This is a genomic window from Anaeromassilibacillus sp. An200 (assembly GCF_002160025.1).
In the GTDB taxonomy this organism is placed as follows: Bacteria; Bacillota; Clostridia; order Oscillospirales; family Acutalibacteraceae; genus Caccousia; species Caccousia stercoris.
Map to the genome: position 1 here is coordinate 1 of NZ_NFJU01000028.1, position 16128 is coordinate 16128.

Annotated in this window: 14 protein-coding genes; 13 read left to right on the forward strand and 1 reads right to left on the reverse strand. The window is 53.4% G+C overall.

Annotated features, from left to right (window positions below):
• The 7 genes from B5F35_RS18755 to B5F35_RS13290 form a co-directional block, all read left to right on the forward strand.
• On the forward strand, positions 1-680 hold a 680-nt coding region (locus B5F35_RS18755; RefSeq protein WP_087241740.1), incomplete at its 5' end, for an RHS repeat-associated core domain-containing protein.
• A gap of 310 nt (positions 681-990) precedes the next feature.
• Positions 991-1278: a type II toxin-antitoxin system RelB family anti-toxin gene (gene relB, locus B5F35_RS13275; RefSeq protein ID WP_087241742.1), complete on the forward strand. Its 288-nt coding sequence runs from the start codon at positions 991-993 to the stop codon at positions 1276-1278.
• A gap of 664 nt (positions 1279-1942) precedes the next feature.
• Positions 1943-2083 carry a hypothetical protein gene (locus tag B5F35_RS18760; RefSeq protein WP_162611425.1) on the forward strand — a complete coding sequence of 47 codons (141 nt, stop codon included), beginning with the start codon at positions 1943-1945 and terminating at the stop codon, positions 2081-2083.
• Positions 2084-2156: 73 nt separating this feature from the next.
• Positions 2157-3428, forward strand: a complete 1272-nt coding sequence (locus B5F35_RS13280; protein ID WP_242969527.1) for a recombinase family protein — start codon at positions 2157-2159, stop codon at positions 3426-3428.
• Complete coding sequence (locus B5F35_RS19270; RefSeq protein ID WP_242969528.1) at positions 3425-3760, forward strand: hypothetical protein; 336 nt, start codon at positions 3425-3427, stop codon at positions 3758-3760. The genes B5F35_RS13280 and B5F35_RS19270 overlap by 4 nt, the downstream gene beginning before the upstream one ends.
• Before the next feature lie 73 nt (positions 3761-3833).
• Positions 3834-4559: a recombinase family protein gene (locus tag B5F35_RS19525; protein WP_330396272.1), complete on the forward strand. Its 726-nt coding sequence runs from the start codon at positions 3834-3836 to the stop codon at positions 4557-4559.
• Positions 4560-5222: 663 nt separating this feature from the next.
• Positions 5223-5420 carry a YlcI/YnfO family protein gene (locus tag B5F35_RS13290; protein WP_087241746.1) on the forward strand — a complete coding sequence of 66 codons (198 nt, stop codon included), beginning with the start codon at positions 5223-5225 and terminating at the stop codon, positions 5418-5420.
• Positions 5421-5466: 46 nt separating this feature from the next.
• On the opposite strand, the gene B5F35_RS13295 is transcribed toward B5F35_RS13290, so the two are convergent.
• A complete protein-coding gene (locus B5F35_RS13295; protein ID WP_087241748.1) occupies positions 5467-7068 on the reverse strand; it encodes a potassium/proton antiporter in 1602 nt (533 codons plus the stop codon).
• 279 nt (positions 7069-7347) lie between these two features.
• Here B5F35_RS13295 and B5F35_RS13300 point away from each other — a divergent pair, with 279 nt between their 5' ends.
• The 6 genes from B5F35_RS13300 (at position 7348) to B5F35_RS13325 (ending at position 16091) form a co-directional block, all read left to right on the forward strand.
• Entirely contained in the window at positions 7348-8790 is a 1443-nt protein-coding gene (locus tag B5F35_RS13300) for an SWIM zinc finger family protein (protein ID WP_087241749.1), read from the forward strand.
• Between the two features lie 13 nt (positions 8791-8803).
• Positions 8804-10750 carry a hypothetical protein gene (locus B5F35_RS13305; RefSeq protein WP_087241751.1) on the forward strand — a complete coding sequence of 649 codons (1947 nt, stop codon included), beginning with the start codon at positions 8804-8806 and terminating at the stop codon, positions 10748-10750.
• Between the two features lie 18 nt (positions 10751-10768).
• A complete protein-coding gene (locus B5F35_RS13310) occupies positions 10769-11860 on the forward strand; it encodes an AAA family ATPase (RefSeq protein ID WP_087241753.1) in 1092 nt (363 codons plus the stop codon).
• Positions 11860-14193, forward strand: a complete 2334-nt coding sequence (locus tag B5F35_RS13315; protein ID WP_087241755.1) for a DUF5682 family protein — start codon at positions 11860-11862, stop codon at positions 14191-14193. Before B5F35_RS13310 ends, B5F35_RS13315 begins: the two co-directional genes overlap by 1 nt.
• A 12-nt stretch (positions 14194-14205) precedes the next feature.
• Entirely contained in the window at positions 14206-15378 is a 1173-nt protein-coding gene (locus B5F35_RS13320; RefSeq protein ID WP_087241757.1) for a VWA domain-containing protein, read from the forward strand.
• 71 nt (positions 15379-15449) lie between these two features.
• Positions 15450-16091 (forward strand): YitT family protein, encoded by a 642-nt coding sequence (locus tag B5F35_RS13325; RefSeq protein ID WP_242969529.1) that lies wholly within the window; start codon positions 15450-15452, stop codon positions 16089-16091.
• Positions 16092-16128 lie beyond the last annotated feature (37 nt).

Here is a 16128-nt window from a genome sequence, read left to right on the forward strand (position 1 = left end):
CTTTGAAACGTCAGCTGGGAGGTGAGACCCTTTACCACTATGACCCGCTGAACCAACTGAATAAGGTGGAGTATCCCTCCTATACTGAGGAACTGTTCTACGACAGGGCAGGTAACCGTACCCGACGGCTGGTGGCCGGGGAGGAGGAGCTGTACCGGTACGACCCCCGCAACCGCCTGATGGCCTATACGAAAAACGGCGTAACGACGATGTTCCAGTACGACAACGCCGGTAACCTTCTGGTGGACGACAAGGCCCGATACAGCTACGACGCCTTCAACCGCACCACCAGGGTGGAAACCTTTGACGGCAATGTACAGGTGAACCGCTACGACGCGGAGGGCCTGCGGTATGAGATGGAAGAAAACGGGAACCTTGTGCAGTTTATCTTCAACCAGGAGCGTGAGGTTGTCACCGAGGAGGACAGCACCGGTCTGACCCGTCTCATCCGTTCCACAGAGCTGATCGCCCGCAGTAGCGAGAGCGCCCGGACGTACTACCACTATGCCAGCGACGAGATGGGGTCAACGACCCATATCGTTGATGAAAACGGCAATGTCCAGAACCACTATGGGTATGACGCATGGGGCAAAATCACGGTCAAGGAGGAGGCGATTCCCAACCGCTTCACCTACTACGGCCAACAGATCGATCCCATCACTCAGCAGTATTATCGATAGAAACTGCGGACATTTTGTATTGGGGGATTGTGAATGAACGGCATTGGTATTGATATCTCCAAAGGAATGTGTGACAGCCCTCCAATGGGCCAAATGACCCCCATAATTTAGATTGATTGAGCAAGAGTTCGACATCTGAATTACAGGGGTTGCTATTTTGAAACCAACACTTTCTCCGATGGGGGTGCTTTTGCATTTATTTGCATAAGCATCCCTTCTTTCTTTGTCTGTAAGTGTATCTGCAGTTGCCGTGGACATCCGCTCTGAAATTTGGCTCAAACCCAAATTTTAGAAAACGGAGGAATTCACTATGTGCTTTAATAGAGACGACTATGGTTCACGGATCAGAAGCTTACGGAAAAAGCGTGGGTTCACACAGGAGCAACTGGCAGAGAAGATGAATGTCAGCACTCCCTACATAGCGAAAATCGAAAATGGTAAACAAACTGGCCCGGTCGAACTGGCTGTAGAATTTGCAGAATTCTTTGCGGTTTCTCTGGGTTATCTCTTGGTGGGAAAAGGAGATTTTGCAAAGGAACAAAAGCGCGGACTGCGGATGGCCATTTCTCTTCTGTCTGAATTGGAGGCATCTCTCTAAAAACTTTCCATTTTGGGTTGGGGAACTTTCCATTCTGTTTCTGTTGGAAGAATACTCACGGAGTTACAATCTTTGTGAGATCAAAACATCTCATTGAACTTTGAAAAACACCGTCCTATCAGCGGTCATATCCGGCAACTTGAATACATTAGCTGATGGAGAGAGCGTCAGGCCGAGTGCGCGAAGACCACCTGTGCGGAGCACTCCGCATCAAAGGATGGCCATATAAGGTGCAGAGCGATACCCACTTAGGCCAAAACAGTCTTGGCACGCTGTTTCGCCACGATCCCGTCAGCCTATAATGATACTTCTGTTTACGCAGCTCGGAGAGGTGAGAGTCTCATGATGTGCACCAACACAGTTCAAGTTGTTGCCCTGCCTGGGGAAGTAGTGTCGAATACAGGCAAATAAAGCTATTGTCAAAGAACAGAAGGTCGCTCTAGACTTGGAGCCTATGCGTGCTCTCCTGACCTTTGGGGGCGGCCTTCTGTTTCCTTTGATAATAGAAATATGGGAATCGGTTATAGGCTTTTATCTACCTCCTTTTCAAGATATCTGAAACATCCGCCATCCTTTCATTGCCTCAAGCCCCCGTCTCCAAGGCTCCCTGATTGGTTCCCATATTTCTGCTATCAAAAGCAGTATAGGAAAGTGAGGGATCGTGATGGAAAATATTGATTTGTGCGGCGTTATCCAGCCGCTCCGTTCGTTGGTAGCGCAGAAGAAAGCAACAGAAAAAGAGGCCCGGAAGATATTGTCCCGAATTGCCGCACAGACCGGCGCCAGCATTGTTATTTCCTTCTGAATTGTTGCTCTTTTCAATAGCTATTTCAAGGGTGTTGTGGTATTGTTTGTGTTGCCAAAGGAGGTGAACTGACATGGCAGAAAAGCGAATGACGGACGACAGCATGGCGCTGCAGGGAAAAAAGTATAGGGTCATAACCATCGAGGCTACGGAAAAACCAAAGAATGTGAAACTGCGGGTCGCTGCCTACGCCCGTGTCAGTTCGGCTTCGGATGACCAGCTCAACTCCTTCGCCGCACAAAACCAGTACTACACCAGCCTGATTTCCAGCAAGGAAAATTGGAGCATGGTGGACATATATGCCGATGAAGGCATCACCGGCACATCAGCCGAGAAGCGTGAGGACTTCCAGCGACTCCTTGAAGACTGCCGCAGAGGTCTGATTGACCGAGTGCTGGTAAAGTCCATCTCCCGATTTGCCCGCAATAGCAAGGAATGTCTGGAGGCGATTCGAGAGCTGAAATCGCTGGGGGTTGGGGTGTGCTTCGAAAAAGAGAACATTGACACCGCAACCATGTTCGGCGAAATGATGACTGCTCTGATCGCATCCTTCGCTCAGGCCGAAAGCGAGTCCATCTCTGGTAACATACGATGGAGCTACCAGAGAAGGATGCAAAGCGGGACATTCCTTCCGTCCTCTGTTCCATACGGATACAGAATTTGCAATCGCCAGATTGTAATTGATGAGGAAGAAGCCAAAGTCGTCCGCAGAATTTTCAGGGATTACCTTGCTGGTATCAATATGGCAAAGATTGCGGCATCGTTAAATCGCATAGGAATACCAAAGCGGAAGGACAATGCCGAAATCATCTGGCATAAAACCTCCATACGATATATGCTCTCCAACGAGCGATATGTCGGTGATTCGCTATGGCAAAAAACATATATGACAGATGCGTTTCCTCCGGTGATGGTACGAAACCGTGGTAAAAAAGAAATGTACTATGCACAGGCAACGCACCCAGCAATTATTACAAAAGAAGAATTTGACGCAGTTCAAATGCTTCTTGAGCAACGCGCAAAACGAGAATCATGCCCCAAAAATAGATCCCCATTTGATCAAAAAGTATTCTGCGGTCAATGCGGAACATCCTTTCGAAAAAAGTCAGCCATGGGAAAGTTTTCTGGAGCTGCAGAAAGCACAATGAAGACATTCGAAGCTGTCCTGTCACACAAGTGCTTGATGCCGAGATTCGCGAGGCATTCCTGCGATTGTACTACAACCTCAAGATACACGGCGAAGTCATCCTCTCTGAAATGCTTACCTCGCTCCAGACGATTCGCAACCGTCGAATGCTATGGAGCTTGGATGTCATTGAACTCAATAAATAAATATCCGAATTGACCAGTCAGAATCAGATGCTGGCCACGCTGAAACAGCAGGGCCTCATTGATCCTGACATTTTTATATCCCAGAACAATGAGCTGACCGAACAGATCCGTACTGTAAAGCTGAAAAAGGAACGCCTGCTGGTCGCTGACGGCGATAGCACCATCACCCAAACGCGGGAACTGATGGAAATATTGGATGCAGGGCCAGATTTCCTTGACTGCTTCGATGTGGAGCTGTTCGGTGAACTCGTTGAAAAAATCATCGTGGACAGCAATGTGCAGCTCCGCTTCTGCCTGAAAAACGGATTAGAGCTGGCCGAGGCCATAGAGAGGACGGTACGGTAATGGGCATTCGAAAGCAACCCTTTGGGTATCGGGTGGAAATGGGAGAGGTTGTCTCCACACCCAAGAAGCAAAGCTGGTGGAGTATATCTTCCAACAGTACCTTTCTGGTGCCTCATTTAACATATTAGTGGCCCAGCTGCGGGAACAGCCAATTCCTTATGACGAGGGGAAGCTATGGAACAAAAACATGGTCGCCCGTATTTTGGAGGATCATCGCTACACCGGCAGAGGTGGTTATCCCGCTATTACCGACCAGGAGACACTGAATAGAGTCCTTGAAAAGCGGAGTGCGAAACAAGCTCCTGCACAAAAAACAGAAGCGCAAAAGCTCCTGCGCCGGCTCAGCGGCCATACCGCCACAAAGCAGATGGAACAGCAGGTACTGAACCTGCTCAATGGTCTGATTATATCATCGGAACGCATCACGCTTCCAGAGCTGGAACATTTGCCCCCAATCCCAGAGCAGGCGTTGCAAAGGGAATTGGATACCGTGATGGACCAACAGCCAATCGATGAGGATGCCGCTCAGAAGCTCATTCTGGCCATCGCCGCAGCCCAATACAGTGCCATAAATCCGGACCTGAAAGGAAATATCCGCGACTACGCCAATGTTTCTCAGTTGGTCTGCCTGTCCAATTTGGAAAACTTGAATGCTGTATTCATTGGCGAAGGAATGTCTCAGGCCGAGCGGCTGTCAAAGCTTAATGCCATTGCTATCAGCCAGATGGAGATCTTAACGCAGGATCACCGCATTGAAGCTCTGGAGGCTCATAGCGGAGAACTATCTCCAATGGAGTAAAAAATATAATATACCGGTAGCTTGCGAATGGGCGAAGACTGTGGCATCTATAGTGTTGCGATGTCCCAGACTCAGTTTTTATTTTGCTTTAGCGCTCGTGTTTGTAGCGGGTATCTATTTTGTCAACTCTTCCCAGACCGAATCTGGACGCAATTTGCGTTCCGGATTCGGTCTTTTTATTTGCCTAATCGCTCGCACTTAAGACAGATATCCATTTTATCAAGAATTTTTAAAAGAATCTCTATGGCGTGATGCTGTGGAGATTCTTTTGGCTTTCATCCTGTCAAGGGAAAACAGGATGAGTGGTTGTATCACACATATAGCTTAGCTGCCGGGAGAAAGGATTTTCTTATAACTGCTTACCTGGAAAAGTCGCTGAATTTCTCGTGAAACCATTCCACTATACGGCATCGCCTCTTAAAACAAACGATCACTGGTTTCCATTCTCCACACTCCTCACAAAAATCAGGCTCTTCGGAGAAAAGGAAGCACAGTGGATTGTATTCAGAGCCTGTGAGCTTATTCCAGCAATCCAAACAGAATTCTTTCATTGGTATCACCTCTATTCCATGACACCAAGTATGCATTGCATTTGCAATGCATACTTTTAAAAAAGGCTGATATAAACTAATTGCAATACAAATGTATTGCGAGGAAAATTCGATGAGCAGATTTCAGATACCATCCACACCGCCTACTGTCAACAAAACAATCCGCTTCCCAAGCGATGTGGTGGAAGAGGTGGAAAAGGCAATTCAAGGCAAAAATTGTACTTTCTCTGCTTTCGTGATCGCTGCGGTGCGTGCAGCCTTGGAAGAGATTCATGAAACGGATGCATTGTGTCCGGACCGGACTCCATAGTGTTTTGATATTTTTAACTGAGCCAGGGCGCGAAATGCGCCCTGGCTCAGCTTTTTCCCACCACGATCCGATCTCCGCTTTTCAGCAGAGTGCCGCCGTTTGGTACAAAGGCTTTTGCACCCCGGCGAATAAGAACAATCAGTTCATGGGAAGGAAGTCCCAGATTGTTGATTCGTTTTTCGACCCAGGGATGCCCCTCTGTCAAGGGGAATTCGGAGAGTGTGATACCCTCCTCCTGTCCGGCAAACGAGGCGGCACAGAGCACAGCGGAATCTCCGGCGCGCAGGATCGTTTTCCCTCGGGGGGTGAGCGGATCCTCTCCACGCAGGATCATCACACAGAGCAGGCCGGAAGGCAGCGCCAGCTCTCGTAAGGTTTTGCCCTCCCAAGGGTGGCCGGGAGTAATGTTGAGCTGGATAAACTCCACTTCGGTTTCCGAAGCATAGTCGCTGAATGTCCGCATGACATCCTCTCCGGTACCGATCATGTCCAGCCGGCGGGCGGCGGCTGGAAGGAGCGTCCCCTGGAAGGCAATGGACAGGAGGACAACAGCGAATACAATGTGGTAGATATCATTTTGCACAACGGCAGGGGAGTTGACGGCTAAAATCGCAAACACGATGGAGGCCGCACCGCGCAGCCCAGCCCAGGAAACAAGAAGCTGCTGTCGTACTGGACACCGGAATGGGGAGAGGAGAAGGAAAACAGCGCCGGGGCGTGCCGCGAAGGTCAGAAACAAGGCGATGGGCAGCGCAATAGGGAGAACCTGCGGCAGGCGGGAGGGAAAGCTGAGAAGGCCAAGCAGGAAAAAGATCAACATTTGCATCAGGCCGGTGGTGGCGTCAAAGAAATGAACCAGGCCGCGCTGTCCCGGCAAATCCGCGTTGCCCAGCAGGAGTCCGGCCAGGTATGCGGAAAGATAGCCGTTTCCTCCCAGCATCGTAGGTACAGCATAAGAGAGGAGAGCCAGCGCCAGCAGGCAGGCGGCATCCAGCCCGCCGCTGCCGAAAGGAAAGCGGCGCAATAGAAGGGTGCCGAGCTTCCCAATCACCACACCGAACAGCAATCCCAGAATCAACTGGGTTCCGGCAGTCCATATGATGTTTTCCAACGAAAGCCCTTCCCCCTGCATGGCGGAGAGGAGGATAATGGTCATCATGTAGGCAAAAGGATCGTTGGATCCACTTTCTACCTCCAGGAGAGAGGCTGTCCCGCCTTTCAGATTGAGACGTTTGGAACGCAGGATGGAAAACACGGAAGCTGCGTCGGTGGAGCCGAGAATGGCTCCGATCAGCATTCCTTCCAGCATAGAAAAATGCAGGACATACCGGCAAAACAGACCGGTTAACAGAGAGGTCAGCACAACACCGAGAGACGAGAGCAGAGAAGCCCGCACCGCGATTGGCCGAGCCTCCTGCCAGCTGGTGCCGAAGCCGCCGTAAAACATAATGCCAATCAGAGCAGCGGAACAGACATCCTCCGCGATTTGGTAGTTATCGAAATCAATGCGCAGCAGACCGTCTGTACCAAACAGCATGCCAAGCAGGATAAAGGCCAGCAGCGTCGGAACGCCGAACCGTTGAGAAACACGATTCCCCAGAACACAGGCAAAAATGACGATGGCCGCCAGCAGTAAAAGAGCGGTCACAGAATCCCTCCTTCGTTTTGCAGTGCAGTATTTTCATTTTATGAGCGGGTGATTTCTTTTATCCGAAGCAGCGAAGAACAAGCCGTTCAGACAGTGTTTCATAGAGTTTGTCCTGCTACTATTTTATCATAAGAAGGAACTTTCCGCAATGTTTTCAGCTTGCAGTTCTTTGGGAGGCACGAACCGGTGAAATCTCCGGCATTCTGATAAAATTTGTGGTTGCGATTTTTGTTTTTTTATAATAAAATATGGACAAGTTTCTGCAAAGGAAGGTGCTTTATGGAACTTACTGAGCAATTTATTCTGCGTCAGGCCCCGAATCCCGCGGCAGCGGAAAATGGGCGCAAACTTTCCCGCGGAGGGAAATTCTTCGGTCTGCACCGCTCGGAGGATGGGTCCGTTTGCTGGGGAGAGTGTGCAGGAAGCGGCAAAACACCATACCGTGTTTCGATTGACTGGGCCAACCCGGATTCCCCGATTTGCCGGTGTTCCTGTCCCAGCCGCCAGTTTCCGTGTAAGCACGCACTGGGGCTGATGTTTGAGCAGTTATCGGGAAAAAACTTTGAGACTGCTGAGATCCCGCAGGATATTGTGGAAAAGCGGGAAAAACAGGCGGCGAGAGCGGCCAAAAAGGAGGCTGCTGCGCAAGAGCCCAAAAAGCCGAAAAAAACCAATACAGCGGCGCAGGCCAAGCGGTTGGCCCGCCAGCTGGAAGGGCTGGACATGGCGGAAAAGATGGCGGAGGAGCTTTTGAATACCGGTCTTGCCAGTATGGCCGGCAGCTCCGCGCAAACCTATGAGAAGCTGGCAAAAGATCTGGGGAACTATTATCTGACGGGACCGCAGATTGCTTTTTCCCGTATTGCGCTGGCGGTGCGGGAAATCCAGCAGTCGCCGGAGCAGGCGGAGGGAGCGTATGCCGAAGCGCTGCGGATCCTGATTGCGCTGCTTTCCACCATCAAGAAAGGGAGAAGCTTTTTACAAAATAAGCTGGAAGCAGGCCAGTATTCCGCCGAGGATTCTGTCCTGTTTGAAGCACTGGGGGGCGTGTGGCGTTTGGAGGATCTGCACGCCATCGGATCCTATAAGGAAAATGCCCGGCTGGTGCAGCTTTCTTTTGATGTGTCCGGGGATGAAGCGCGGCGAGAGTTTGTGGAACGGGCTTTCTGGATCGATCTCGATACGGGCCGCGTGGATCAGACGTTGAACCTGCGTCCGTACAAGGCGCTGAAATATGTGAAATCCGAAGGCAGCTTTTTTGATCGCATGGAGATTCCCACACTGTATTACTACCCTGGTGAGGGATGCCGCCGTATCCGCTGGGAAAGTGGCGCGTCATCGCCTGTCACGCAGGAGGATCGCGCGAAGCTTCTCTCTTTGGCACATCCGGATTTGGCTGCGGCGGTGAAGCTGACCAAATCGCAGATTAAGAATACACTTCTGCCCAAATATGTCCCCGTTCTGGTTCCCGTTGGTCGCGTAGGAATGGTGGGAGAGCAGTTGGTACTGGAGGATCCCGCCGGAGGACGGATTGTCCTGCGGGATCGCACGGAAGACGGAGAGGATCACGCCTGCACTGCACGGCTTGCCAAGGTTCCAGGCGGTATTCCGGCGGGTGCCGCGCTGTTTGGCCTGCTGTTTTATGAGGAGAGCGATCGGTCGCTCTGCCTGCATCCGTACAGCGTCGTGACGTGTTCGCAGATTGTCCGTTTGCTGTATTGAGGAGGGCGAAAAGATGAATTTGCAGCCATTGTTTGATCTCAAGGATCGTCTGGAACATGCCGCTGTGGCGGGCACGGGCCTTTTGGACGAGGATTTCCGTCTGAAACGCGCAAGGGAATCGCTGACCCCGTTGGCCGCTGCCAGTCCGGTATTTGGTAAAATCACTGCGGGAGTGGACGCGCTCTTTTCCACTCCGCAGGAAAAACGGGGTGGAGCGCTGCTCGATGTTCTCGCTCTGGTAGATGCTGTTGTTTATACACAGGGAAGCACAGGAGGCGAAGGGGAACTGACACCTCTTGCGTCGGACGGTGTAGGAAGTCTGTGCGTTCTCTCCTATGGACAGCTCCATCCGCTTTTGGAGGCGCTCAAAGGAACCGGCAGCGGACGGTTTTCCCTGGTGGCGAATGCCTGGAAGGAACATCCGGAGTATTTTTCCGATTACCGCGTTTTGCCTGCTTTGATCGAAGGTCTGGGGGATGGCTATGCGGATATGGCCGATCAAAATGCGGAGATCCTGAAAGAGCAGGGAGATAAAATGATCCCGCTTTTGAAAGAGGGATTTGATCCGGAAGGAAAAGGCGGAATGGTCCGGCGGGTACGCCTGATCCAGCAGCTGGCAGGTGAGAAAGAAAATGATTTTTATCTCGCTCAGCTTCCACAGGCTAAAAAAGAAGTGCGCACAGAACTGATTCGGGCTTTGCGCCATGATTCTCATAACACGCAGCTTCTTCTGGAATTGTGTCAGACGGAAAAAAGAGGGGAAAGCAGGGATTGTGCCCATGAGATTCTGGTGAAGCAGGAAACGCCGGAGGTGGAGGAGTATTTCCGCGTGCTGGGGAAAAAGAATCCGGTGCAGGCATTTACTTATCTGCTGGGAGAAAAAACGGCCATGGCGAGCCGGTTGACGGCGGCGATTGCGCAGGAACAGATAAAGACTGTGCACACCGGCAAAAAGCTTTCCGATTCCCAGCGGAATGAGCGCTTCCGGGCCTTGCTTCTTGCATTGATTGGAAAAACAGGGCCGGGGATCGCGGATATTTACCGCGAGGCGGTTGAGCTGTTTGGAGAGCCGGAGGAAAAAAAGAAAAAGCCCGGCATCGATCCTTTGCGCGATCTGATCTTTTATACGGCTTCTCCTTCTAATTCGTCCCAGCCGCCTTTTGCGGTGTCGCTGCCCTATGTGCTTGCGATGACCGTGATGGGCCGGGGTGATCGTGAGCTGTGCGATTTGGCTGTGGAGCTGTATGAGCGTGAGGGCGGGGCGTATCTGGTTCCCGCTTTTGCCGCACAGCTTCTCATAAAAGACAGCGCGGAGAGCTATGAGTGGGCAAAAGAGCGTCTTTTCAAGCGGGAGTTTCTCAAAAAGACGGTGCAGGAAGAAGCGCTTTCTTTTATCCGCTATGTCCTGATGCGTGTGAAATGGAACCGGGAGGAGAATGGTTATCGGTTCATGGTCAGAGCGTCTTTGAGAAACGAATGGGAAATGGAGATGGGTGTTCCCGTTCCCTGTCTGGATGTGCGCTGGTTTGAGCTTCTGGCGCAGCTTGGAAAGGATATGGACGATGCTCTGGCAGCCGTGCTCTCCGATCGGCAGGAAATTCCGGGGCTTTCCAGGCTGGTGGTTCCCTATGTATACCAGGAGGCGATAAGCACCCTGAGCGTTTACAGCGCGGCAGAATGGATTCGGATTCTGAGCGCTTTGGGCTGGGAGCGTTGGGAGAATTTTGTGGTACAGTATTTTCTCAAGCAGGGACAGGTTTCGTTTCCGGAATGCATGATGCTGCTGAACACTCTGCCGGTTCCTCCGAAGGAAAAGGCAGCCCAGCTTCGGAAGATGGATCATCTGGTGCGGGAGAAAAAGATCAAGCTGCGGCACAACTATTGGGAAGAAAATATGGCGGCGGCCCGTATTCATGAATGGGAAAACCAAGCATCCGGAGAAGAAACGAGCGGAAGCTGAAAGAAGGAGGAAAAGAAAATGGCTGAAAAAAATGTACAGCGCCTTCCCGCGGAGGAGCTGTTCCAGCGGGAACTGGAAGCGCTGATTGCGGCGGAGCAGGATGCGGTCCCCACCGGTTGGAGGATGTCGCCCCGCTCGGTGCTGACCTATATTACGGGCGGCGTGTCCGTCAAGGGCGTGGACATTACACCGAAATACATGGGCAACCGCCGCCTGGTTGAGATTGCCATCGCTACCCTGGTTACGGATCGGGCGCTGCTTCTGATCGGAGAGCCCGGCACGGCGAAATCCTGGCTCAGTGAGCATTTGGCGGCAGCGGTGAACGGCGATTCCACCAAGGTTGTGCAGGGAACGGCAGGCACCACCGAGGAGCAGATCCGCTATTCCTGGAATTATGCCATGCTGATCGCGAAGGGGCCGAGCCTGGAAGCCATGGTGAAAAGCCCCATCTACCGCGCTATGGAAACCGGTTCGATCGCGCGTTTGGAGGAGATTTCCCGCTGTGCCAGCGAGGTGCAGGACGCGCTGATCTCGATATTGTCCGAAAAGCGGCTGAGCGTACCGGAGCTGGGATTGGAGGTTCCGGCTGAAAAGGGATTTTCTGTAATTGCCACGGCAAACACAAGGGATAAGGGTGTCAATGAAATGTCTGCCGCGCTCAAGCGCCGCTTTAACATCGTGGTGCTTCCCACGCCGTCCGATATGGAGACGGAGATGGAGATCGTACGCACCCGTGTGGCACAGCTTTCCGCCGGACTGGATCTGAATGCGAAACAGCCGGATAAGGATACCGTGGAGAAAGTGGTTACGATTTTCCGCGAGCTGCGTTCCGGCGCAACGCTGGACGGCAAACAGAAGCTCAAAGGGACGAGCGGCGTTCTCTCTACGGCGGAGGCAATCTCCCTGCTTGCAAACTCCATGGCGCTGGCAGGAAGCTTCGGCAGCGGTGAGATTGACGGCGAGGATCTGGCCGCCGCCTTACAGGGCGCGATTGTCAAGGACGAGGAAAAGGACAAGGTTTCCTGGAAAGAATATCTGGAAAATGTGATGAAAAAGCGGGGCAGCGCCTGGCTTCCCCTATACCGCGCCTGCCGGGAGCTGAATCCGTGATGGGCGGGCCGGTGCTGTTTGGTGTGCGCCATTTATCCCCCTCCGCGGCTTATTGTCTGCGGCAGGCTCTTGACGCACACCAGCCTCAGCTTGTCCTGGTGGAAGGGCCAAGCGACCTCAACGATCAGATGCACTGGCTATGCCACCCGCAAACGCAGTTTCCCGCGGCGATCCTTGCTTATACCAAAAAGCCGCCTGTTCGTACCATTCTGTATCCTTTTGCCTGCTATTCGCCGGAGATTCAGGCGATTCTTTGGGCGCACGAGCATCGGGTGGAATGCCGGTTCATGGATCTTCCCTCCGATGTGTTTCTGGCTCTGGAAGAAGGAGCGAAGGAAACGGTTGATGCAGAACAGGAGGAAGCCCGGGAGTCGGAGGAGACAGGGGAGCCGGAACCGGGGGAGAACCCCGAACCATCGGAGCCAAATGTACAGGAGGATACAGAGTGGGTATACCGACAGCTCGAAACAATGACGGGGGAGGATCACGATACCTTCTGGGAGCGGAATTTCGAGCAGATCGAGGGCTGGCAGGAGTCCAGTGCAGCTTTTCAGATGTTTGGAGAGCAGCTTCGGGAAACAGCACGGGATCATCCTCTGCGCACCGCCGAGACGCTGGTGCGGGAAGCCTATATGAGGCGGGTGATCCAAAAAGCCGTGGAAAGCGGTGTACCGGAGGAGAAGATCTTCTGTGTCTGCGGTGCGTTCCATGTAGCAGGATTGCGGGAAGGCCCCGTGATGACGGAGGAGGAAGAACGGACGCTTCCCAGAACGGACAGCGCCTCCACGCTGATGCCCTATTCCTATTACCGGCTCTCCACCCGTTCCGGGTACGGGGCGGGAAACAAGGCTCCGGCTTATTTTGAACTGCTGTGGGAGGAACGGAACCGGGGAGATCTCGCAGGCTTGGCCGGACGGTACCTGGTCAGCCTGGCTGCCGCGCACCGGAAGGCGGGAAATCTGGTTTCCTCTGCCGAGGTGATTGAGGCGGTGCGTCTGGCCGGGACACTGTGCGCCATGCGGGGAAGCCGGTACCCCTGCCTTCAGGATTTGCGCGACGCCGCTGTGACCACGATGGGTCACGGCGCCTTTTCCGAGCTCGCCGTGGCCGTGGCAGAGACGGAAATCGGCCGCAGAATCGGAACTCTTCCCGAGGGAGTGAGCCGCACCTCCGTGCAGGAGGATTTTTACCGGCAGATCAAGGAATTGCGTCTGGAAAAATATCGGACGGTGGAACTGCAAAATCTGGATTTGGATCTGCGCGAGAGGCTGAATATCAAAGATCCCGCCACAGCGATTCTGGATCTGCGCCGTTCCTTCTTCCTGCACCGTCTGCGGGTGTTGGGGATCTCCTTTGCCACTCTGCTCCCTTCCCGTCAGGAGGGGGCAAACTGGGGAGAATACTGGCAGCTTCACTGGACACCGGAGGTGGAGATCGAGATCGTGGAATCTGCGCTGCTGGGAGATACGATCGAGGGAGCAGCTGCGTTTGCCCTGAAAGAGCGCGGAGAAAAAAGCACAAGCATCCGTGACGCAGCCTCGATTTTCCAGGATGCGTTTTTGTGCGGGATGCCCTCCGCCGCCCGTCATGCGCTGGAGCTGCTGCAAACGCTTTCTGTGGATGCCGCCGCGATCAGCGAGGTGGCGGAGACAGCGCAAAGCCTGTCTCTTGTGGTACGGTACGGCGATTTACGCCGCTTTGACACTGCGCCGGTGATTCCGCTGCTTCGGCAGCTCTATTTGAGAGCCTGTCTGACCATGGAAGAAGCTTGCCAATGCGATGCCAAAACGGCGCCTGTGGTGACGGCAGCGATGGATCGGGTGAATCAGCTTCCGCTGCACCATGATTTTTTGGATGAAACGCCTTGGTTGGAGCTGCTCGGCAGAATTTCCGATCGGGACGATCTCAACACGCGCTGCTCCGGCTTTGCCATGGCTACTCTGTTGGAACGGGGAAAGGCGGACGAGGAGCTGCTGGCCCGGGAGGTATCTCGCAGACTGTCTCCCGGCGTACCCGCCGATCTGGGAGCGGGCTGGTTTGAAGGACTTGCCTCCAAAAATCGCTACGCGCTGATCGCCCGGCTGTCGCTGTGGCAGTATCTGGACAGCTATCTGGGTACGCTGGACGACAAAGAATTCCGCCGTGCTTTGGTGTTTCTGCGGCGTGCCTTTGCGGATTTCACGCCGGCCGAAAAGAATGATATCGCGGAGAACCTAGGGGAGATCTGGGGAGTGAACAGCGGAGAGTCCGCGGAGCAGGTGATGCAGGAGCTGACCCATGAGGAACAGGAGACGCTCAGCGGATTGGATGAGTTTGATTTTGACGATATTTGAGGGGGGACGCAAATGGAATGGAACGATCCAAAGACCCGCTGGCGTTTGATTCTCGGTACTGAGAGCCAGCAATCTTTTGAGGGAATGGGCGCGTCTCCGCTTTCGCAGGAAGCCATGCTGATGGACAGCGCGCTTTCCGCCATTTATGGCGGTCCCGATGAAAGCTTCGGCCAGCGCAGCGGTGCGGGGCATGGCCCGTCCGCCCCGCATATTTCCAAGTGGCTGGGCGATCTGCGCAGTCTGTTTGATCCGGAAATGGTGGCGGTGGTGCAGAACGATGCCGTGGAGCGCAAGGGGCTCAAGCAGCTTTTGCTGGAGCCGGAACTGCTGGACGGTTTGGAGCCGGATCTGAATCTGGCTTCCACTCTGCTTATGCTCAAGGATCAGATTCCCCAGAAATCAAAGGAATCGGCCCGCCGCTTTATTCGGAAAATTGTGGAGGAGATCAACCGGCTTTTGGAGCAGGATTTGCGCCGGGCGGTGACGGCTGCTCTCAACCGGCGCGCACATTCTCCGCTGCCCTCCGCCGCTGCGATTGATTTTCCCCGTACCATCCAGCGGAACCTGCGCCATTATAATTCGGATCTTGGCGTTGTGATCCCGGAAAAGGTATGGTTTTTCGACCGTTCCAGCCGTATCAACCGCTGGAACATCATTTTGGATATCGACCAAAGCGGCTCCATGGGGGAATCCATCCTGTATTCCTCGGTGATGGCCTGTATTTTGGCTTCCATGACAGCTGTGCAGACTCATGTGGTGGCGTTTGACACACAGATCATGGATCTCACGCCGCTGTGCGCGGATCCGGTGGATCTGCTGTTTGGTTTCCAGATGGGGGGCGGCACGGATATTGCAAAGTCCATTGCTTACTGTCAGGGGCTGGTGCAGGAACCTGCGAAAACCATCTTTTTCCTCATCTCCGATCTGGAGGAAGGAGGAAACCGCGCCGCTTTGCTGCGCCGTCTGGAGGAACTCAAGCTGTCGGGTGTGACGGTGGTTACGCTGTTGGCGATTGCGGACGGCGGCAAGCCCTACTACGACGCGCAGACAGCACAAAGAATTGCTGCCATGGAAATTCCCTGCTTTGCCTGTACGCCGGAGCGTTTGCCGGAAATGCTGGAACGTGTGCTGAAAGGGCAAAGTCTGGAAGAGTTTGCAAAAATGAGCGCGAAAAAGACCTCCTGATTGCAGAGCGTCTTCCCCCCTTGTCAAAATTTTTACTGTATGGTAAGATGAGGGGGAAAGGATGTGTTATTGTGTTTACCCCCGGTAAGCTGAAGCGCTACGCGCAGGCTCTTTTGGGCAGCGCGATTCTTGCCTTCGGCCTGTACAATGTCCATGCGCTCTCGAATGTTACTGAGGGCGGCGTTCTTGGTATGACGCTGCTTTTGCAGCACTGGTTCCGCCTCTCGCCGGCTGTTTCAGGATTGGTGATGAACATCCTGTGTTACGCGGCGGGATGGAAGCTGTTGGGGAAGGATTTCCTGATCACCTCCGCGGTAGCGGGCGGCGGCTTTTCTCTGTTTTATGCCGTCTTTGAGCAGTTTCCTCCCTTATGGCCTCAGCTTGCGGAGCTTCCCTGGCTGGCTGCTGTGCTTGGCGCGGTGTTTGTCGGCTTTGGCGTCGGGCTGAGTGTGCGCGCGGGAGGTGCGCCGGGAGGGGATGACGCCCTCGCGATGGTGATTTCCCATCTGACACACTGGAACATTCAATGGGCATATCTGATCACCGACCTGATTGTTCTTTTGCTTTCCATCAGTTATATCCCGCTGGAGCGGCTTTTGTGCTCGCTTTTGACAGTGGCGCTCTCCGGCCAGTTGATTGGTCTGGTGCAGCGGTTTGGTAAGAAACAGGAAAAGGAAGCAAAGGATACGAAAGCGATAGAAATGGAATCCTGATGAAGAGGATCCCCAAGGCTTTGGCTTCGGGGATCCT